Annotated in this window: 18 protein-coding genes; 8 read left to right on the top strand and 10 right to left on the bottom strand. The window is 37.7% G+C overall.

The genetic code is table 11. The annotated features are described in order from the left end of the window. Positions 1 to 12: 12 nt before the first annotated feature. Positions 13 to 621, bottom strand: a complete 609-nt coding sequence (locus NZD88_RS00840) for a hypothetical protein (protein ID WP_259826687.1) — start codon at positions 619 to 621, stop codon at positions 13 to 15. 113 nt (positions 622 to 734) lie between these two features. Continuing rightward, positions 735 to 3,107 carry a TonB-dependent receptor gene (locus NZD88_RS00835; RefSeq protein WP_259826686.1) on the bottom strand — a complete coding sequence of 791 codons (2,373 nt, stop codon included), beginning with the start codon at positions 3,105 to 3,107 and terminating at the stop codon, positions 735 to 737. Between the two features lie 110 nt (positions 3,108 to 3,217). Here NZD88_RS00835 and NZD88_RS00830 point away from each other — a divergent pair, with 110 nt between their 5' ends. Continuing rightward, positions 3,218 to 4,885, top strand: a complete 1,668-nt coding sequence (locus tag NZD88_RS00830; protein WP_259826684.1) for a histidine kinase — start codon at positions 3,218 to 3,220, stop codon at positions 4,883 to 4,885. Beyond that, a complete protein-coding gene (locus NZD88_RS00825) occupies positions 4,882 to 5,580 on the top strand; it encodes a LytR/AlgR family response regulator transcription factor (RefSeq protein WP_259826682.1) in 699 nt (232 codons plus the stop codon). Before NZD88_RS00830 ends, NZD88_RS00825 begins: the two co-directional genes overlap by 4 nt. 31 nt (positions 5,581 to 5,611) lie before the next feature. Here NZD88_RS00825 and glsA read toward each other — a convergent pair whose 3' ends face one another. After that, positions 5,612 to 6,625, bottom strand: a complete 1,014-nt coding sequence (gene glsA, locus NZD88_RS00820) for a glutaminase A (protein WP_259826681.1) — start codon at positions 6,623 to 6,625, stop codon at positions 5,612 to 5,614. A gap of 298 nt (positions 6,626 to 6,923) precedes the next feature. On the opposite strand from glsA, the gene NZD88_RS00815 reads away from it, so the two are divergent. Together NZD88_RS00815 and NZD88_RS00810 are read left to right on the top strand one after the other, a co-directional pair. After that, positions 6,924 to 7,334, top strand: a complete 411-nt coding sequence (locus NZD88_RS00815) for a hypothetical protein (protein ID WP_259826678.1) — start codon at positions 6,924 to 6,926, stop codon at positions 7,332 to 7,334. A gap of 212 nt (positions 7,335 to 7,546) precedes the next feature. Beyond that, positions 7,547 to 7,702 (top strand): hypothetical protein, encoded by a 156-nt coding sequence (locus tag NZD88_RS00810; protein WP_259826677.1) that lies wholly within the window; start codon positions 7,547 to 7,549, stop codon positions 7,700 to 7,702. Positions 7,703 to 7,716: 14 nt separating this feature from the next. Here the strand turns inward: NZD88_RS00810 and NZD88_RS00805 are convergent, their stop codons facing one another. The 3 genes from NZD88_RS00805 to NZD88_RS00795 form a co-directional block, all read right to left on the bottom strand. Continuing rightward, complete coding sequence (locus tag NZD88_RS00805; RefSeq protein WP_259826676.1) at positions 7,717 to 8,265, bottom strand: Fic/DOC family protein; 549 nt, start codon at positions 8,263 to 8,265, stop codon at positions 7,717 to 7,719. A gap of 60 nt (positions 8,266 to 8,325) precedes the next feature. Further along, complete coding sequence (locus NZD88_RS00800; RefSeq protein WP_259826675.1) at positions 8,326 to 8,724, bottom strand: tetratricopeptide repeat protein; 399 nt, start codon at positions 8,722 to 8,724, stop codon at positions 8,326 to 8,328. A gap of 138 nt (positions 8,725 to 8,862) precedes the next feature. Continuing rightward, positions 8,863 to 10,017, bottom strand: a complete 1,155-nt coding sequence (locus NZD88_RS00795) for a helix-turn-helix domain-containing protein (protein WP_259826674.1) — start codon at positions 10,015 to 10,017, stop codon at positions 8,863 to 8,865. 293 nt (positions 10,018 to 10,310) lie between these two features. Here NZD88_RS00795 and NZD88_RS00790 point away from each other — a divergent pair, with 293 nt between their 5' ends. The 3 genes from NZD88_RS00790 to NZD88_RS00780 all read left to right on the top strand — a co-directional run bounded on the left by NZD88_RS00790 (position 10,311) and on the right by NZD88_RS00780 (position 12,003). After that, positions 10,311 to 10,667, top strand: a complete 357-nt coding sequence (locus NZD88_RS00790) for a response regulator (protein WP_169236623.1) — start codon at positions 10,311 to 10,313, stop codon at positions 10,665 to 10,667. Between the two features lie 75 nt (positions 10,668 to 10,742). Then, complete coding sequence (locus NZD88_RS00785) at positions 10,743 to 11,441, top strand: DUF1826 domain-containing protein (RefSeq protein ID WP_259826671.1); 699 nt, start codon at positions 10,743 to 10,745, stop codon at positions 11,439 to 11,441. A gap of 94 nt (positions 11,442 to 11,535) precedes the next feature. After that, positions 11,536 to 12,003 (top strand): cupin domain-containing protein, encoded by a 468-nt coding sequence (locus NZD88_RS00780; RefSeq protein ID WP_259826669.1) that lies wholly within the window; start codon positions 11,536 to 11,538, stop codon positions 12,001 to 12,003. Between the two features lie 396 nt (positions 12,004 to 12,399). Here the strand turns inward: NZD88_RS00780 and NZD88_RS00775 are convergent, their stop codons facing one another. After that, on the bottom strand, positions 12,400 to 13,107 hold the full coding sequence (locus tag NZD88_RS00775) for a hypothetical protein (RefSeq protein WP_259826666.1): 708 nt from the start codon (positions 13,105 to 13,107) through the stop codon (positions 12,400 to 12,402). A gap of 504 nt (positions 13,108 to 13,611) precedes the next feature. Here NZD88_RS00775 and NZD88_RS00770 point away from each other — a divergent pair. Further along, on the top strand, positions 13,612 to 13,959 hold the full coding sequence (locus NZD88_RS00770; RefSeq protein WP_259826664.1) for a hypothetical protein: 348 nt from the start codon (positions 13,612 to 13,614) through the stop codon (positions 13,957 to 13,959). Positions 13,960 to 14,206: 247 nt separating this feature from the next. Here NZD88_RS00770 and NZD88_RS00765 read toward each other — a convergent pair whose 3' ends face one another. The 3 genes from NZD88_RS00765 to NZD88_RS00755 are packed head-to-tail and all read right to left on the bottom strand — an operon-like array spanning position 14,207 to position 19,966. Continuing rightward, complete coding sequence (locus tag NZD88_RS00765) at positions 14,207 to 15,124, bottom strand: carbohydrate kinase family protein (protein ID WP_259826662.1); 918 nt, start codon at positions 15,122 to 15,124, stop codon at positions 14,207 to 14,209. 19 nt (positions 15,125 to 15,143) lie between these two features. Beyond that, positions 15,144 to 16,844, bottom strand: coding sequence for a RagB/SusD family nutrient uptake outer membrane protein (locus NZD88_RS00760; protein WP_259826660.1), 1,701 nt, complete (start codon positions 16,842 to 16,844; stop codon positions 15,144 to 15,146). A gap of 17 nt (positions 16,845 to 16,861) precedes the next feature. Continuing rightward, positions 16,862 to 19,966, bottom strand: a complete 3,105-nt coding sequence (locus NZD88_RS00755) for a SusC/RagA family TonB-linked outer membrane protein (protein WP_259826659.1) — start codon at positions 19,964 to 19,966, stop codon at positions 16,862 to 16,864. Positions 19,967 to 19,974: the final 8 nt, after the last annotated feature.

The raw sequence follows: 19,974 nt of genomic DNA, 5'->3' as shown, positions 1-19,974 counted from the left end.
ATTTATATGCAATCAGTACAACTGTTTCACGGTTTCAATAATTCCAGTTTCAGCCTCAATAAACAGATAGATACTTCCCTCATCATGGAATAGATCACCCTTCTTCATTTCAATCTGTCCTAAAAAATATAGTGGTTTATCATTTTTAATAGGCCAATCCGGATTTTGTATCCATTTGGGTGGTTTTGTCTGGTATTTAAAAAGTTCAGCGTACCGTTGTTTTATGTATTGCTTTTGATCAGATTTGGAAAGGGTTCTGTCTTTCGGGACAATATATTTTTCAATATAATCGGCTTTTGCATCTATGTATTTGGGGCTGGCACTCAGTAAAAGATCATAATCCTCAGAACGTTGTGCTGAAGTGAGCACTTCAATTCCAATTCTATTTAAAAACAGTTTTACGGTTTCGTGAGCATTTAAAAGTCCTTCTGCAGTGGTATAGTTTTGCCCGATTAAGTACAGGAATGCAGTGGTATCCTGTAAATACGTTCCGTACCAATTAATCGCTGAATCTGAAAGGCGTTTTTCCAAGGCTGAATTGGTATAGAGCTGCTGTTCAAACTCCTTATCCGAAAGTTTTCCCTGAACAAAGTCCTTTAGAATTTGTATTTCATCTGCCATCTGTCAATATCTTTTTTTCGTACTATAGCGTTAAAGATCAAATTTAGGGATTCTGTTTATTTAAACTTTACAGAATAACCAATCATGTTTATTAAATTTTCGGATGCATTAACTTAATCTCTGTTACCGCTTTTAGCCTGTCGTACAGTCTGATTATCTTTTTGATTAAATCTATAGACCAAAGTCAGGCGATATCGGGCAGCATTAGGAATATTACTTTGGCTGATTTCGTAGTCTGATCCTATTGTTCTGCTGTTTGACTTCCTCAGGCTGAACAAATTGTTCACATCAAACATAAGCGTTGCTTTGTCTTTTAAGAAAGTTTTGCTCAGTCCAAAATCGATACTGTGCAGGGCATCTGTTCGGGTTTGGGCAGTAGCATTGGCCCCTCTGAAATTATAGAGGGTCTGGAAAGCGAGTTTATTCTTCAATTTCAACTGAGTGCTTATACGCGCAGTAAATGTACTGCCTGAATAGTCGAAACTTTGGTTCTTATAACTCCCCTGTTCGGCATAGTGAAATACATTAAACTCGGTATTTACCTGCAACCATTTGACCGGATTATAGAGTATTGAAAGTTCAAAACCGTGACGTGTTTCTTTACTGATATTAACCGGCATGGTAATAAACAGCCCCTCTGTATTCCGGAAAGTATAATCTTCCATGACTCCGGTATTTCGCTGATAGTAGAAGGATGGGTTGAAAGTAATTGTTTTCCAGTTTTTAAGAAAAGCCAGTTCAAATACATTCGAGTAAGAGGGATTAAGATCCGGATTGCCGACGTAACGGCTACTCAAATCAGTCAGTTCATTAAACGGATAAATCATCCCTAATCTCGGCCTGTTGATCCGTTTGCTGTAACTGCCCTGCAAAGTGGTTTTTTCATTGAAACGGTAACTGATATTGAGTGTTGGAAACAGCCGGTTATAATCTTTTTCAGCGGAATAGCTACCCGCACGGTCTTCAATACCGATATGAGTAAGTTCGCCACGTAAACCTCCCTGGTAACTAAAAGCTCCTGTCTTTCCGGAAAACTGCACGTAAGCACTCCCGATCAGCTCTTTATACAAAAGATGGTTATCAATCTGATCAATGATCTCCCAACCTGTCGAATTCTGCTGTTCAGCGATAAAGTCACTATTTACCCTGCGATCCTCCATTTTCAAACCGAATTCCAGGGTTGAGGTGCTGTCCAGAGGCTGTACCATGTCTGTCTTGATCATAAAATCTTTACTCTCGCCCATCGAACTTGTTCTGATCATCGGCAAAGCGGCTTCCATCGGGAAGACTTTGTGGGTTGACAAATTCCAGTCCTTGTCACTGTCCCAGAAATCGTACTGCATATCGACTGTCAGTTTCTTACCTGCTTTAGCAAAAATTTTGGTGTAATTAAATTCCAGTTGGTTATAGCTTCGTTTTTCCCACGATTCTCCACTGCGGCTGAGACTGCTGTCGATCACCCCATTTTTATCAGAATATACATAGCTCAGTTGCGTTTTGTCATGATCATGGGTTGAGTTCCTCATGAAAGCTGCGGTAATGGTATTATGGTCGTTGATCTTAAAATCTGCACCAAAATAGAGTAATTTGGCATCATCGTGCCTGTTCTCATCCTGTCTCCGGTTCAGATCAACCAGCGTTTCTGAAAGTCCGGTGGATTGTTTCATTGTATACAGACCAACATAATCTGACAACCGGATGCCATAGGTTGCAAACAGATTGAGTCTATCCGATTTATAATTGAGGCTGGGACTGATACGTGTTTCATTGGGAATGCCTCCGACCAGACGTAACTGTCCGCTGAAACCTCCTTTTTTGTTCTTTTTAAGTATGATATTGATAATCCCCGCCGAACCTGCTGCATCGAATCTGGAAGAAGGATTGGTGATCACTTCCACACGTTCTACCTGGTCGGCAGGAACCTGTTCCAAAGCATTCCCTTGTGTAAGTCCGGTGCGACGGCCATCGATCAATACCAAGACATTGCTGTTACCCCGTAAACTGATTTCTCCACCTGGGCTGACACTCACAGAGGGAACAATGTTGAGCAAATCCGTTACTGCCCCCGATTGGGAGAGCACATCCTTTCCCACTTCGAACACCTTTTTGTCCAGTTTTAAGCTAACTGATGAATGTTGTCCGGTTAATGACACTTCCTGCAATAGTTTTGCATCTGGTTCTAAAATGAGAGTCCCTACATTGGTCACTTCATTAGTTTTAACCTGTATCAGCTTGCTGGTGGTTTGAAATCCTGCAAGACTATAACCGACAGTATAATTTCCTGCTGGGATATTTTCCAGACGGAATACCCCTTTAGTATCCGAAATACCGGCGGCAATTGGTTGATCTGAATTTTCCTTTAGTGTTACGGTAACATAAGCTGCAGGTGTACCTGATTTTTCATGAATGATACCGGTTACCTGACCATTCTGTGCCAATATATAAGGCGCAGATAAAATGATAAAGAAAGTGATTATTTGTTTCATGCTGTAAATTTAAATCGCGGATATATGTATTCACAGCAGAAACATCTGAACAACTCTACGGGCTTTCAAACGGTCATCAGATTTTTCAAATTAGCTTGTATATTTACATTATGCATAATTTAATATTTTTATTAACACTGCTTAACCTGTTAGCCACGCCTATTATCCGAAATGAAGACCCAATACCTGTTTATAAAACCGGGGATGATATGGCGTGGGCTGCTAAAAATTACCCTGATCAAGACTGGTCAGAAACCAGAGGCAATACTTCGGACAAGATATTCTGGTCACGTACTCAGCTTGATCTCCGTCCGGTGGAAAATGATCTGAGGCCTCTTGGACTTCAGATTGATTCCTTTGGGGCTTTTGAAGTGTACTGGGATGGTATACTGATTGGCAAAAACGGGCAGCTCCCGAAAAACGGACAACCAGAAATCCCAGGAACTGAGTGCAGCTACTATAGGATTCCGGATCATCTGATTTCTCCCGGTCTTCACACCATTGCTATGCGCAGTTCTCAATCCTTGCATCCGGATGTACAGCGAAGCATTGGATTCCACATCAATAACCATACAACACTATTGACCGGACCATTGATTACAATGGCCTATATGAACCTGATGGCAGGAGCTTTTCTGATCGCGGCAGTCTATTACTTTTTTCTTTATCTGAATAGCAAGCGCAGACAAAAAGACATCCTCATATTTGCGACCATATGCCTTCTCTTTTTTATTTTACTGATTATGGAGTACCTGAAATTCCATATAGTCATTCCGTATTCTGAATTTTTTATCCGTCTTGAGATCATCGGATGGCTGACGTTTGCCAACGCTTTGTTGGTTCCCTGGTATTTTATCATTCAGTTTAATTTCAGAAAAGGAAAATGGCTGATGGCCGCCCTGTTACTAACGCTACTTGTGCTTTATTGGTTCAATTACGGACACTACGATCTGACGGCCCGACTTTACAGTTTAGCCATGCTGATAGCTGCTTTTATTGTAGTGCTAAAAGGCATTGCTCAAAAAGAAAAAGGTGGTTTTATTGCCCTGGCAGCCCTTTTGGCGAGTGCCTTGGTTAATAAATTTGTGGTGTACGATTTTGGACTGTTCATCAGTTTTACGATCATCGTGCTGTCTATGCTTTATCTTCATTCTATCCGTACGAGTGTCATCGAGGCAGAACATCAGAATGCTGTTTTGCTTTCCTCAAGATTGCAATTAGAGCTCCTTAAAAAGAATATCCAGCCTCATTTTTTAAGAAATACTTTAACCTCTATGATGGACTGGGTGGAAGAGTCTCCAAAAGAAGGTGCCCGTTTCATTCAGGCATTGGCATCAGAATTTGACATCATGAACGAGATCTCTGAACAAAAGCTGATTCCCATAACCAAAGAATTAGAACTTTGCCGGCAGCATCTGTCTGTGATGGGTTTTCGTAAAGAAATCAATTATATATGGGAACAGAAAGGAATAGATGAAACTCAGATGATCCCGCCCGCAATTATTCATACATTGCTGGAGAATGGTATCACCCACAGTGAACCGCTTTCCGGAAACACGATTCAATTCGTACTCCGCTATTCTTTATCAGAAAATGCTCATCAGTATACTTTTGAAACTATTGCAAAGAACCGACAGATCATGACAGACCGTATAGGTGGAAACGGTTTTAAGTATATCAAAGCTCGTCTGAGTGAAAGCTACGGTCAAAACTGGAAGTTTGAATCGGGTTCTACAGAAAACGGGTGGGTATCTACCATTCAAATTTTAAGATCATGAATATATTAATCATAGAAGACGAAGCCAGAATTGCCCGACGTTTGCAACGCATGACGACTGAATTCTTTACGGACAAACCTATTACCATAACAGTCTGTGATTCTCTTCAAAATGGACTTGATCAAATTGCCAGCCAACTTCCCGATTTACTTTTACTTGACCTTAATCTGAATGGTGATAATGGTTTTGAGGTATTGGAACAGATGGTGGCCGCTTCTTTTCATACGATCATTGTTTCCGCCAATATTGATAAAGCGATTACCGCTTTTTCGTATGGAGTGCTTGATTTTGTTCCCAAGCCATTTGATCAGGAAAGACTTTTTAAGGCCTTGACGAGATTTGTCAGTCCCGCCTTAAAATCTGATGAAGGGATTAAATATCTTGCTGTAAAAAGATCAGGACAGGTTCGTCTTATCAGTATTTCTGAGGTGATTTACATTAAGGGAGCAGGAATTTACACTGAGCTTCACCTCAGCAATGGGCAGAATGAGCTTCATGATAAATCGCTAGAGCATTTGCAGCAACTTCTTCCTGACAGGTTTGAACGGATTCATAAATCCTATCTGGTTAATTTTCAACAGATCGAAAAAATCATCATCAACCCCGGGACACGGTATGGTGCTCTGCTTAAGACGGGTGAAGTGCTTCCGGTGGGCCGTTCAAAATATAAGGAGCTGAAAAATAAGATGGTGTGATTGGGGAAAGTAACAGAAAAAGAAATCAGTCTTAAAACAAACTCAGATCATACTGCTTCACCAGATCCAAAATCATATGATACCCTGCTGAGGAGTTTCCATGCTGATCCAAAGCCGGACTGAAAACACCGATGCCCATTTTTCCGGGAACACTTACGGTAATTCCACCTCCAACACCGGACTTGCTCGGAAGACCTACGGTTCTGGCATATTCTCCACTGAATTCGTACATCCCGGCAATGAGCATTTGCGATTCTACGAGTTTTGCCAGTTCAACATTTTTATACTGAGCATCTCCGTCAAACCGAACGCATTCATTGGCAAAGAAATACCCTATTTTAGCCAGATCTTCGGCGGTGAGTTCAATAGAGCATTGTTTGAAATAATTATCCAGCTGATCTTCGTTTCCTGAAATCAGTCCATTATTTTTCATCAGATAGAACATTCCGCGGTTACGATGTCCGGTAGATTTTTCGGATTCATAAACGGATGTATTGTACCCAATAGTCTGATCTTTGGTGATATAACGAACCATATCCAAAATTTTAAGAAATGGCTTTTCGCCCTCACCGGAGATTAAAGAAGTCGTAAGAATAGCCCCTGCATTCATCATCGGGTTCAATGGTTTCCCGGTAGTTTCAAGATTGGAAAAATAATTGAAAGGTTTATCGGTTCCGAAATAGCCCATTTTATCAAAAACATTCGCTTCCCCTTTTTCATTGACAGCGATCATCAGCGCAATGATCTTTGAGATACTCTGCATCGTAAATTTCTTATGAACGTCCCCTACATTCAGCACTCGCCCATTTTTTCCAACCACTGAAAAAGCAATGGCTTTCGCATCCATTTTTCCCAGTTCAGGAATATAATCAGCTACTTTTCCCTGTGTATAATAGGTTCTGTTTTTTTCCAGAATACTGCTTAAGGTCTTCTCTGAAATTGTTGAAATATCTGTTTTTTTCTGAGCATACATTACTGTGTTTAAAGAAAGAAAAGTTGCAATATAAATTCCTTTCGCAGAAAATAAGAAACTGTTTTTGTTCATAAAGGTATTTCGGCTAACATCTGATCATCAACCCCGAAAAACAAAGATAAAGCATTTCCTCCTTTGCCCGCAAATCTCCCGAAAATATGATCGCGATAAATGGTTTCAATAAGATTAAGTATTTCTACTCAAAACCATAATTGGTTATTTGTACGCTACTCCAGATTCTTTCTTCTTTGTTACTTTGAGATAGAAATCAAAGCTAAAAAAAATAAAATGGCAGCTTACCGTACAATCAACTGATGTACTTCCAAAAAGCCATTATCAACAGAAACTAATCAACCAAAATACATTCATTATGGAAACAGCAAACGTAAACGTCAACTCCTCCGGCCAGCTTCAATTGGGTGGGGGCGCTCAGTTCTGGGTATATCTTTCACCACAGAACAATACAGCCAAAATGATTTCAACATGGCGTGTCACATTCTCACAAGGTAACTGGAGTGATACCATTTCAAGCGAGAATCCTACGAAACAGATTCAGACGCCTAACTTATCCGGCATTTTTGATATTAAAGTAGAAATGTTAAGTGGTTCAACCGGGACATGGCGTCAGATCCCTCCTCAAAAGGGAAGTTATAATGAAATAGGCTGTAATTCCAACTGTGCCTCTATGGTAGGTATTGTTGCAGACAGCATGAATCCTTTTCCCGGTGCCATTAATGCACATTTTTGGACAACTTGGGATGCTATGTGTAAAGCACAATAGAAAGGAAAGAAAAATTTGAACAGAACCAGTCCATATCATTCAATTGCCGACCGTCTTTGATGGTAGATTTAGGTAATTGATAAAGTAATACAACCGTCTCATTTTTAGGAATGAGGCGGTTGTATATGGCTTTAATTTTACTCAAAAAGAACAAAAAAAGAGAATAAAAACGTTATATTTGTATAGTAGAAAATTCTCTTAAAAATAAGCAAATGAAAACAGTTCATAAAGATAAGGATGGTTTACGCAAACAGATTATGAAATCTGCGGTAGCTTCTTTTAAGATAGAGGGAATAAGAATCTCTCCTGATGAAGCTGCTAAAACACTTAAAAAAGTGGAGACTAAGATCGCAAAATCATCCCGATAAGATCTATCATCGGTTCATAGTTTTTTGCGGCTGACTTTTTGAACTGCAACGACATAGTGTTCCAGTTCTTTTTTTCCTATTTTTTCAAATTCCAAAGGACTAGACCCTGCTTTTCTAACCATGAGATTGGCAAGTATACGCGCTGTTCTGCCATTACCTTCTCTAAACGGATGTATAAATAGCAGCTCACCATGTACAGTAGCAACATCTCTTATCAGACTTTCCCTATCATTATAATCAGATGGTAATTTTAATAGGATTTCGTCTTCAAAACTTTTCATTGACTCGGGAAGAAATTTTGCAGAAGAAAAAAGAAATCCACCTTTTGACAGATTTACATTACGATATTTTCCTGCAAATGTGTATAAATGAGATAATGCCAACTTATGAATTTTCAATATATATTTTGTGTCAAATTTAGTATTATCACGGAGATTTTCTGTAAAGCTAATTTCTGCCTGTAAAAAACCTTCAAATTCTGACATAGCAATATCATGTGGCTTTTTTAATCCCAATTTGTTAGGTAATATTTCAGATTCGTCTCCTGAAATGTCATATTTCATCAATACAAATTTATTTCAGCTAATATATTAGCTTTTTCTAATTTTTTTATTTCATAAATTTTATTTTTTTGATAAGGCTTCCATTTTCTTAATCACCTCCTTAGCATTTGTATTTTCCGGATTTAGTTCCAGAGATTTCCGGTACATCTTCATCGCCTCTTCTTTTTTTCCACACTGAAGCAATGCCTCACCATAGCTGTCAAATACATTCCAGCTCTTTGGAAAAATTAATGAGGCCGTATTAAATGTCTGTACAGAATTTTCACATTGTTGAAGTCTGAGAAATTGATACCCTAACCTGTTAAAGTCTCTTTCTGTGGCCTCATAATCCAATTGTTGTTCCATATTCAAACTGTCCGTAAGAAAACGATAGTCTCTTTTTTGGGACAAAACCTTATTACTTGTTAGGCAAATCAACATCACTCCTATAAGAACCAGTGAATACATACTACTTTTCATTGTATCGTTTTTTATGTTAAAAAATTATTTCGATACAAATATGCAGGAGAAATTAAAGCTATGCGACCGAGTAAAAGTAGTCGGTCGAATTTGTTAAAAAAAATAAGTACGAATCTCTATAAAAACGGGTACGAATAATTACAAAACACTATCTGACAAGCTTTTGCGATATTCAGTTGGAGTATAACCTGTATGTTTTTTGAAAGCGGTATTAAAAGAGGATTTTGAATTAAAACCAACTTCATACAAGATTTCAAGAACGGTTACCTTACTTTTTGTAGCATCTTTCAAAATAGCCATCGCATTCTCTATCCGATAAGTATTAACGAAATCGTAAAAATGCTGTCCTAACTGATGATTAATTAAAACGGATAATTCACGGGTAGGAATTTCGATACCGTTAGAAATATGCTGAATGGTTAAAGAAGGATCAAGAAATGGTTTTTCTTCCATCATATACTTCTTTAATTTCAATAGTTCTGCACTGTTTTGTTCTTTACTGATAGTTTCCGGCTCGCTCTTTTTTTCTTCAGAAACCATATCGGAAACCAGTTTTAATTTTGAATCTATATTTCTAAATAAACCGGGATTGTTTAAGGCTTTAAATAAATACCAGCAAACGATAAGGAGCTGAAATACAAGGATTCCAATTTTCATCCATTCGGAGATGTACGAATAGTCGGAAAATTTAAAAATATTTTTGAAAACGACAATCAAATACAAAACAGTCAGTACAACCGTAAACTGAAACAGCCAATGATAAGAGTTAATATTAGCACCTGCATAATTTTCAAGGTATAATTTTTTGGCTTTTTTTAATACCCTAAAAACGGCAATAAGATATATAACAATCTGAATATGAAAAAGAACATGATTGAATTGCAATTCTATCATAATTTGACGATGTATAATGAAATTGATCTTGGAAGCAAGATCTACCGTATAAAAACGAGGTAATAAAACGGCATTCGCCAATAAAAACGGAAGCAGATGAATGATATATTTAAGCTTAAACTTAAAATCAGAATAGCAAACCGATAATACATACAGATAAAAAACAGGAATCTGTAAGAAAGCCAGTGTATTTCTCAACATTCCCAGATTTGAAGGGCCATCGGATAGTAAGCTGAACAAAGGTTCGCTTGTATCCACTGCCGTAATGATTAGAAAAAGAGCAAAAAGAGTGTTGCTTGCCCTGTACTTTGTCTTAACTGTTAACAAAAAAAATGAAAGAAATAATGAAATGAACAGGGAAATTACCGTTACTATAATTAATAAATTTATTTTATCCATTCTTTATTCTTTTTTTAATCGCTTTGATTTCGGATTTCAGGTAACCTTTCTTTTAGATCTGAAACCGAACCTTACAAATATAGAAATTAGACAGGAGCTGTTTTCGTTTTTATCATGAAAAAGCCGCGATTTATGTGAATACTACAAATGAGTGTAGTACACTACCTGCCAGTGAAGCGGTGTTTTATAAAATGATGAGTGACCATTTTCCAAAGCAATAAGATAATTGTCTGTCAAATACTTGCGGCACATATCAAAGTTTTCTTACCTTTATACTAGTTATTAAAAAACATATGAAGAAAAAAGTTGTCCTTATTCAGGATAATGAAGAGATCCTGGAGATAATGGATCAGGTATTGGAGGAAGAAGGATTTGATGTTACATCATCATTAACCACCGAACCTATAGAAAAAATAGACGAAATTGAACCTGATGTAGTGATTGTAGATGATCATATCAGAGGAAATAAAAAAGGATCAAAAGTGATCGAAGAGTTAAAAGCTGACCCGCAAACGGAAGATGTTTCTGCCGTACTAACCTCTACATCGTTTGATTTACCTGAAAAAGCAAAAGAATGCAAAGCAGATGACTATATCGAAAAACCATTCGATATCGATCATATGATCAATGTCGTTAAAAATAACTCCTGATTAATCTTAGCATAATCTCTCACCTATTCCTTATTTTTGCAAAGAATTAAGCGACTCAACTGTTTCTTCCAAAATATGAACCCTACATTTTCTGACAACGATCAAATTGGAGTAGTTTCTACTTTTTCTGAACTCGTAAATACCGATTTTAAAGGAGCTATGAATGCCATTTGCTGGTATAGAAATTTGGTCGGAGATTTTAAAGAAATTGTGTCTCAACTTCAATTAAAGGAGAACGTTACAGAAGTTTTTGTTGAGGACCTTTTAGCCCTGCAATTATCAGAAAAAGGAAATATGGCCAGAGAAACAATCTTAAGTGATTTGCAGTCATTAACAGATCTGGGAGCATTACCTTCTCTCAACTTGCTTAAATGTTATGAACGGGATGAAGAGCTGGATTTTATTTCAACAGATGTATATTCCTATCATGTAGACCGTTCACCTGTTGGTACCCATACTTTTTTATGTACCTATCACGGCGCTGCAAGTGATATCCTGCCCAATCATCAGGTAGAACAAAAAATTCTGATTCCGGAAATCAGGGAAAAGCTCAAAGCATTACACGACGGTCCGGAAGCGGAATTCGAAACCTTTCTGAAAGACTATTTCTTCGATCTGCATTATCAGCCTAAACCCAATGCAGAACCTGTCAATTTAGGATCCGGACATCTTTGGCGCCTGGCGGTAGATCATCCGGAACAACATGTCTTGCCGTGTGTTCATAGGGCTCCCGTTGAAAGTGATGGTGAGTATAGATTGTTGTTGATTTGCTAAATGATTGATTTTTCAATGAAAGCTGTTTTGCTTGCATTACTGTATAATTTTTGGTAAATTGATGTACATTATTTTAAATTAATATCTAACTCAAATGGCTGATACAGTTATATTATCTGAAGGAGCGGAATTCGATCACGTTATACAGGAGGTTTCAAAATACCTTCACCTGTATGTAATGGCCTTTGAAAAGGAAGAACGAACCATTACACGTATAGATAAGCGTGAAAAAATGTATGGTGGAAACGGAACTGTATATATGATCCAAATGTTCGACCGGAATGAACTGGCTAATAATCGTCTGGGTGCTTATATGGTTCTGTTGAATACAGGTGATGAATCCGGGTTTCATACCCACAATGAAAAAAAGGAAGAAGAATTATATGTCGTCATGCATGGAACCGGAGAGTATCGTGAAAGAACCGGAACCCAGGGACCGGAGCGAAAAAAAATACTTCAAAAAGGAGATATTACAGCCATCAGTTCCATAGGTTATCATTCTATTGAAAATATAGGTAATGAACCTTTGATCATGTTTGTTATTACTACTAATAATCCTTAATAAATAATGAAGCTTGACATCCCCTTCTCAACCAAGCTGTAGAGTATTGGGGGAAAATCTAAATATGAGAAAAGCCTAATGAATTACAGTGCGGTCTGGAAGTGGAATTTTATTTTTTTTGAAAAAATATTTCTTCGATCTGTGTAATCAACGTAAACCCAATACAGAGCCTGTTAATTTAGAAAAAGGACGTTAGCCTTAGGTCATCCGGAACAAAAGGTCTTAACTTGCGTTCATAGAGCTTCTGTGGAAAATGAAGACGAATATAGACTACTTTTAATTGGTTGATCACACATATATTACATAGAAAAGCCTTATAAATAAGGCTTTTCTATTGTTGTTTATAAATTTTGTTTATTATTCCCTTTCTTTGATGGGATTTTGTTCTTTACTGGCTTATTTTAATCGTCTTACAGAAACCTGCGTAACAGGACCTGAACCCGTAGAGCCTGTGCTTAAATACTTGAGTGTGTAATCTTGTGTATTTATAGCTCTAAACGAATAGGTGCTTGCTGCCAACATCGGAATTGAGGTAATTAAAGTATAAGTTTGCAATCCGCCGGTTGGTGCTACATAGTTGTCATTTACTCTTGCGACCCAAGCTCCAGTGGTATTGTTCCATATACCAATAACCGGTGAGGTTGCATTGGCGGTAGAAATCTGCACATTCATATTAATCTGATAAACCCCGTCAGCAGAAACTTTAAAAGAATTGGTTGTAGCCGTTCCGGCATAAAGACTTTCATTATCAATAATTTCATTATTGAGATTACCAATGGGATTAGCTACCGTTGCCCCGGGAGACCCAACGGCTGTAAAGTCAGCAGTCATTTGAACAGTAATTTCCTGTGCAACTAAAAACTGTCCATTAACAGCTATTACTGTCCCTGTAGATGTGGGAACACCCGCTAAAGTTTGCCATGAAGGTGCGGTGCCTGGTCCATTTGATTTCAGTACCTGACCAATCAGACCTGGCGAACCTGCGGTAGTACTATTACCTCCGACATTAAGTTCATTCGTAACTTGCAACGAACCATTCACATGAAGACTTTTTTGAGGGGTCGCTGTTCCAATACCCACTTGAGCACAAACTGCCGTGTACATTGAAAGAATCAATAAAGAAAATATTTTTTTCATTTTTAGTGTATTTTTATAAAAATAAATTAAGATTAAAAACAGCCTCCTTATTTCTTACCATTTTGAGGGATCAAGGAGAATGAGAAGGGACTGATTACATTATTCATTTATGTTCTCAGAATCTGAAGAAACTTATAGAGTTATGATCTAACATTTGTATTTTTAGCATCATTAATTACAATATATGTATAATCAATTTTGCTTATTATTTTCATGTTGTTATCATTTGTATTTGTCAACAACAAAATATTTTATAAAGTAAAAAAGCTATTTTGATTATTTTTTTTCCGTCACAAAGTACCGACATTTCGATTTAAAATGACTTAGAATACACATCGAATTATATCGATAAACAGGTAGATATTTATCTTTATAATACTGGTTAGTAAACACTTGATATCTTTTCTTTTTAATTGGTTGTCCAATTAAATGATTAAAAAAATGATTCTATAACAAAGGGGATTCACTAATGTGGATTTTTCAAATTGGACTGACTGCCAAAGGAATCAATATCAGCCAAAATCACTTTTAATCCTCCTACCTTCAAGGATTGGCTTAGAAAACAAAAAAACAGATATTCACTTTTGGGAGACTTGGCTAGGGATGCTAGCTGATACTCATTGGCCATCGTATGATAATCTTGCTGGATATGATGATTACCTAAATTTCAAAGGAGCAATTAAGAAAGAAGTTACTATGTCTAAAAAAGCATGGAAAACCTCAATAGCCAAAACTAATAGACGAAAAATTATTATTGTAAAAAACGTCAAACAATACATTTTGAAAAAAGAACAGTGGAGATTTTCAAATTGGCGATGAAGCGTGTATATCATGGCATGGTCGTAAGGCACTTCCACAACATTTTCTGCCAGCTATTTAGGTATAACGAAAGAACCATTAAGCCGAATCAGGTCAAGGGTATTAAGGTAAGATGTAATTACAATTTATGATAATGATTTCTCCAACATTTACCAATGCTAAATAGATTTTTATATACTTTGCGAATCTAATCTTGATGTAATCATCGAAAAAAGGCTGCAACTATGCAGCCTTTTGTAAGGGAGAATCATTGTTCCGTAATATCCTTTTTTAAAAAATCCGCGATTGCCGAATTTTCTATGTCAGGATTAGCACCAGGGTGGCTTGCCACGATAGCACCCACTGCACTGGCATAATCTAGAGCTTTCTGAGGATTTCCATCGGTTAACAATGAAGTTATTAAGGTTGCCAAATATGAATCTCCAGCTCCTACCGTATCAACAACCTTAACAATAAAACCATTATGATAATAAAAGGTACCCTCCCATAATAAAATAGAGCCATGTTTGCCCCTTGTCACACAGATACCTTTTGAATTCGTAATTTGGGCAATAAATTGGACATTTTCTTCCAGATTGCTGGATTGAAATCCCAATTCATTAGCAATTTCAAGAATCTCTTCATCATTGAATTTTATAAAATCAGATTCATCCATGAGCTGCTTCAATAATGCAATTGTATAGTGAGGTGCTCTGAGATTGACATCAAAAATTTTATACATTCCAAGATTACTATGAAGAAGTTCGAAAAGGGTATGTCTAGAAACTTCATTCCTGCATGCCAAACTTCCGAAAAAGAATATGTCAGCTTCTAAAACAGTATTCTGTATACTTTCATTATTTTTTATAAAATCCCAGGCACTTGGGAATTTGATTTCATAAGTCGCAGAACCTCGCTCATTAAGATGAACTTGGACCCAACCTGTCTCATGGTCTGGGTCGGTAATCACATTGTTGATACCAACACCATTTTCTTCAATATATTTTTTTAGATCCTCTCCATTTTTGTCTTCTCCGACAGCACTGATGATTGTTGTCTCGAATCCAAAAGAGCGGGTTCTTAATGCAAGATTAAGGGGAGCTCCTCCAACTTTTTTTTCTTCTCCAAAAACATCGTACAATATCTCTCCGAAACTTACTATTTTTAGATTTGTTTGCTTAAACATTTTATTTATTAAATTTTTTTTAGTATCCGTTGTTCTGTTTATATAATCCCTGGCTAAAATTGATTTGTGCTAAAGGAATGGGGCAATACTCTTCTTTTCCATGATCAAAACCCGCTTCACTATAATAGCCTCTTTTGTTTTTTTCTACAGCAAAATAAGAATTCATCGTTTCTGTTGCAACCCCCCATCGAACAAGGTCAAAGAAACGGCTTCCTTCCATGGCAAATTCCATTCTCCTTTCCCAACGCATTGCCTTTCTCGCAAAATCCTGATTCCATACACAGTTGACCCCCGGCTCATACTTATGGATCAAATTATTACTGGTATAACTTCCTGTAAAATGGTTACTTGCAGCAGCTCTTTCCCTTACCTGATTGATCAGCGGTAGTGCTGCCTGCTCTTGCCCCATTTCAATCAATGCTTCTGCTTTGATGAGCAACACGTCAGAATATCTAATGATAATCCTATTCTTTGAGTTTCCATAGAATGGATCTATGTTGACGGAACAGCTACAACCTGGCGGAACATTTTCTTTTAATGAAGCATAGTATCCATAGGTTCCCGGGCTTCTCACCCAGCTCTCCTGATAGATCTTGTTTTGGTCATATTTCCATGGAAGTCCAGGCATTGCTACCGTATGGTATAACCTTGGATCTACCGTAAAATTGTCTAAATGGTGGTAATCGACATCCGTCTGATTGTAGTTATCAAACATGGGTAAACCCTGTGCATTGGTCTTAAACGCATTGACAAGATTTTGACTTGGTTTATGAAAATCACAGCATCCCAAGCCTTGTGGCAGTGAAAGGACATCACCATAGTTTAGTCTTCCGAAAAGTGTTCCGTCATCATCAGAATACTGGATGGAGAACACAGATTCCGGTCCGTTCTCATAGCCTCCCGGCATAAAATTATTTCCAAAATCAGATTCCAGCGAATAATTTCCAATGACCTGATTTGCTGCATCTATTGCCTTTTGAAGGGTGACTTTATTGATGTTCGTAATCCCATAATTGTCATCCTGCTCATAGGCCTGATAAAGTCTGACTTTTGCAAGATAGGCATAAGCCGCACTTTTCTTTGGTCTTCCAACCTCGGGCTGGGTGGCAGGAAGATATTCTGCAGCATACTCAAAATTAGAGGCAATGGCATTCCAAAGTTCCTGATCTGTGAATGCTCTGTTTGAAATGTTCTTGTATTCTTCTATTGGTGTATTCTCATCAACATAAGGAACATATTTGTAAAGAATTTTAAGCATAAAATAAAAATGCCCTTTTACAAATTTCATTTCTGCAATCCTTTTCTGTTTATTGGGATATTCGGCATCAGTTAATTTATTGAGAGCTACAATTGCTTTATTGGCTCTTGAAATCCCTACGTAGTTAAGGTACCATAGTTTATCCAATTCTCCAAAATCTGAACGGATATTATTCGATATCTCAAAAAAATGGAATGTCTGAAGATCATTGGTTCCGCTTCCTCCTTTATAGGCATCGTCTGAACGTACATTCCCATATGGCCATAAACTGAACGGGGTATCATAATGATCATTACCCAAAGAGGCATAGGCTGCATTAACGAAGCCATCCACATTTTTTGGTGTAACAACATCAGATTCTGATAATACTCCCCTAGGTTCATAGTCCAGAAAATCATTACACGAAAGTGTTGATCCAAGTAAAAGCGCACACGAAATAATTAAAACTATACTATTTTTCATTTGAATGATATTAAAGGTTATAAGGAGATGTTTACACCAAAATTAAAGGTAATGGGAAGCGGATACCCGAAATTCGGTGTCTCAGGATCAACTCCGGTAAAGCTTTTGGATTTTATAGTCCAAAGATTCTGTACACTTGCATAGAGCCTGAAATTGGTAATACTGTAGCTATCTGTTACCGATTTTGGTAATGAATATCCAATTTGTAATACCCTAAGCTTCAGATAGCTCCCATTTTCCACATAATAGCTTGAGAATCTCGATTCTGCATTTTTATCTACTGTCGTAAGTGCCGGAATGGTTGAATCAGGGTTTTGAGGTGACCAGGCATTCAATAGTCTGGTTCCTTTATTGGATCCAACGTCATCTACACTCCAAAAATCAGTCTGGTATTTCTTCGTATTGATTACATCTACATCTCCTACACCTTGCCAAAACGTTGAAACATCAAAATTTTTGAAACTTAAATTGATATTTAAACCGTAGGTAAATCCTGGATTTGGATTCCCTATCCATGTTCTGTCCTGATCATTGATGATCCCGTCACCGTTAAGATCAGCATAACGTATTCTCCCTAATCCTTTCCCGGGTTGTACTGCAGAATTATCCAACTCACCCTGGTCACGGAAAAGTCCGTCTGCAACATATCCATACATCGAATTGATCGGTCTTCCTAAAATATTATCCGTGGTTCCATTTCCACCATAATTATTCTTAACTTCTTCAGGAAGTTGAGTAATTTTATTCCTGTTCATCGAAATATTCCCTGAAACTTCGTACTTCAGCCCAAAACCGGTGGAGTTCTGATAGGCTAAGGAAAATTCAATCCCTTTATTTTCCATAGAAGCACCATTAACCCATCGGTTACCTCCTTCTCCAATAATGGCTAGATAGGGAGGCAACACCAGGATATCATCGGTAACTTTTTTATAAATATCAATACTACCGGTAAGTTTTTGTCCAAAAAAACCAAAATCAACACCCAGATTGGTCTGCGTGGTGGTTTCCCATTTCAGATCATCATTTTTGCTTTGAATGGCAATAAATCCTGAATTAAGCAGACCGCTACCAGCTCCGGAAATATCATAGGCTGTCCCAAAAGAAGTATTCCATGTAGGATTGTCTCCCGCATAACTTGCCAGATATAAAGCATAGATCGCTTCGTTACTGATCTCCTGGTTACCTGTTTGTCCCCAGCCGGCTCTGAACTTTAAATCAGAGAAAAAAGGAAAAGTGCTTTTAAAGAATTCTTCTTTACTGATTTTCCATCCTGCCGAGAACGCAGGAAAAGTTCCGAAACGATTATTTTTCCCAAATCTGGAAGACCCATCGTATCGTATTGTTGCAGAAAATAAATATTTTTGGTCATAATCATACGTAAATTTACCAAAATAGGAAAGCAGGCCGTACCGGGTAGAAGTGCCACCATTATAAGCTTGGCCTGTTCCTGCACCGGGATACATATAATCAGGATCTTCAATGAGAAATCCTTCTTTTCTCAACCATGTGTTGTCATAAGTTTCCTGATACATTTCCGTACCACCTAGAATATCGAAATTATGATTGCCTGCTTTAGCGGTATATTGAGCAGTATTGGACCAGGTCCATTTTTCATTGGTAGACTGATCAATATTGACCGCATTTTTATCATTCTGAAGGTAACCCGAGACATAACTACGCTGTAAATTGCGTTTATAATAATTAGAATAATCTATACCGAAGCTGGATTTAAGGCTCAGGTTTTTAACAGGTTGGAGTTCTGCATAGATATTTCCAAAAAGACGCAGGTTTTTATATCCATTGTCTTTATTATATTCCAGCAATCTCATCGGATTCTGTCGGTCATTCATCCCGCCGACAGGCCCACCCCATCCGATTCCATCAACAGTATGCACCGGAATTATGGGTAACGCTCTCAATGCCGGATCCAATACTCCCGGATCAGTTATTTCATTTGTTTTATTGATGGTAAAATTTTCCCCGATCTTTAACTTTCCATCGAAGAAATTGTAAGAAGTATTGATACGTGAAGAGATCCTTTTAAAATCTGTCAGCTTTACAATTCCTTCATTGTTATAATAGGCCATGGAAAAGAAGTAGGAACCTTTATCAGAACTACTGGATACTGCCAGATCCAGAGAGCTAGCCTGGCCTGTTCTGGAAATTTCATCATACCAATTGGTATTGGCAGATTTAATTGTCTTGGCAGCATCCAGATACTCAGGAATATTGATCTGATTTAAGGTCGCTGATCCATTCTGCATGCCCCAGTCAAAATGATAGCTGAGGTTATTAGAGTTTGGATCGATACCATCATTGATATTGGCTTGCCATAATACCTGACCAAACTGTTGGGCATCCAGGACTTCTGTTTTCTTTGCATACTGAGAAAAGGCGGTATAATAATTCAAGTCAATTCTCATTTTACCCTTTTTACCTTTCTTGGTTGTGATAATAATTACTCCATTTGCAGAACGTGAACCATATATACTAGCCGACGAGGCATCTTTGAGAACCTGCATGGACTCTATATCATTAGGATTAAGTTCCTGCATCCCTGCTTTTGTAGGAACTCCATCGATCACATACAATGGATCTGTATTGTTGAGGGTTCCCACACCCCGGATCAATACTTTGGTATTTCCTCCGGAAGGCGAACCATCTGAGGTAATGTTAACCCCTGCAATCCTTCCCTGCATTGATTTAATGGGATTGGGTTCGGTTTGTTTGTTTAGGTCTTTCATGTCAACAACCGAGACTGCTCCTGTGATATCAGCTTTACGCTGACGGGTATACCCTGTTACAATGACTTCTTCAATCTTTTTTTCTTGCCTTGGCGCGAGAACGATATTAAGCTGAGGGGTTGTACCATCAATTTTAAATTCATAATCACTATATTCAGGAAGGCTGAAAATCAAGGTGTTCCCTTTCTCTGTTTCATTCAGCTGAAATTCCCCATTTACATCTGTGGTGGTCGTGGTTCCTGTTTCAGAAACGACAACATGTACTCCTTTTAAGGGTTTCTTATCGGTTGAAAGGACTTTGCCCTTTACCACTTCCTGTGCAAAAGCAAAAGAAAATGGCAACAAACAAAATGCAATCGCTATTTTGTATTTTTTCATTGCGGTTA

This window comes from Chryseobacterium pyrolae (assembly GCF_025153485.1).
Lineage (GTDB): Bacteria > Bacteroidota > Bacteroidia > Flavobacteriales > Weeksellaceae > Chryseobacterium > Chryseobacterium antibioticum.
Note: the sequence above shows the minus strand (reverse complement) of the source record. Positions and strands in the feature narration are given on the sequence as shown.

Bases quoted from the DNA above. Each gene is read 5' to 3' on its own strand.
- NZD88_RS00840 (WP_259826687.1), bottom strand. From the start codon at position 621: ATGGCAGATGAAATACAAATTCTAAAGGACTTTGTTCAGGGAAAACTT.
- NZD88_RS00835 (WP_259826686.1), bottom strand. From the start codon at position 3,107: ATGAAACAAATAATCACTTTCTTTATCATTTTATCTGCGCCTTATATA.
- NZD88_RS00830 (WP_259826684.1), top strand. From the start codon at position 3,218: ATGCATAATTTAATATTTTTATTAACACTGCTTAACCTGTTAGCCACG.
- NZD88_RS00825 (WP_259826682.1), top strand. From the start codon at position 4,882: ATGAATATATTAATCATAGAAGACGAAGCCAGAATTGCCCGACGTTTG.
- glsA (WP_259826681.1), bottom strand. From the start codon at position 6,625: ATGAACAAAAACAGTTTCTTATTTTCTGCGAAAGGAATTTATATTGCA.
- NZD88_RS00815 (WP_259826678.1), top strand. From the start codon at position 6,924: ATGGAAACAGCAAACGTAAACGTCAACTCCTCCGGCCAGCTTCAATTG.
- NZD88_RS00810 (WP_259826677.1), top strand. From the start codon at position 7,547: ATGAAAACAGTTCATAAAGATAAGGATGGTTTACGCAAACAGATTATG.
- NZD88_RS00805 (WP_259826676.1), bottom strand. From the start codon at position 8,265: ATGAAATATGACATTTCAGGAGACGAATCTGAAATATTACCTAACAAA.
- NZD88_RS00800 (WP_259826675.1), bottom strand. From the start codon at position 8,724: ATGAAAAGTAGTATGTATTCACTGGTTCTTATAGGAGTGATGTTGATT.
- NZD88_RS00795 (WP_259826674.1), bottom strand. From the start codon at position 10,017: ATGGATAAAATAAATTTATTAATTATAGTAACGGTAATTTCCCTGTTC.
- NZD88_RS00790 (WP_169236623.1), top strand. From the start codon at position 10,311: ATGAAGAAAAAAGTTGTCCTTATTCAGGATAATGAAGAGATCCTGGAG.
- NZD88_RS00785 (WP_259826671.1), top strand. From the start codon at position 10,743: ATGAACCCTACATTTTCTGACAACGATCAAATTGGAGTAGTTTCTACT.
- NZD88_RS00780 (WP_259826669.1), top strand. From the start codon at position 11,536: ATGGCTGATACAGTTATATTATCTGAAGGAGCGGAATTCGATCACGTT.
- NZD88_RS00775 (WP_259826666.1), bottom strand. From the start codon at position 13,107: ATGTACACGGCAGTTTGTGCTCAAGTGGGTATTGGAACAGCGACCCCT.
- NZD88_RS00765 (WP_259826662.1), bottom strand. From the start codon at position 15,124: ATGTTTAAGCAAACAAATCTAAAAATAGTAAGTTTCGGAGAGATATTG.
- NZD88_RS00760 (WP_259826660.1), bottom strand. From the start codon at position 16,844: ATGAAAAATAGTATAGTTTTAATTATTTCGTGTGCGCTTTTACTTGGA.
- NZD88_RS00755 (WP_259826659.1), bottom strand. From the start codon at position 19,966: ATGAAAAAATACAAAATAGCGATTGCATTTTGTTTGTTGCCATTTTCT.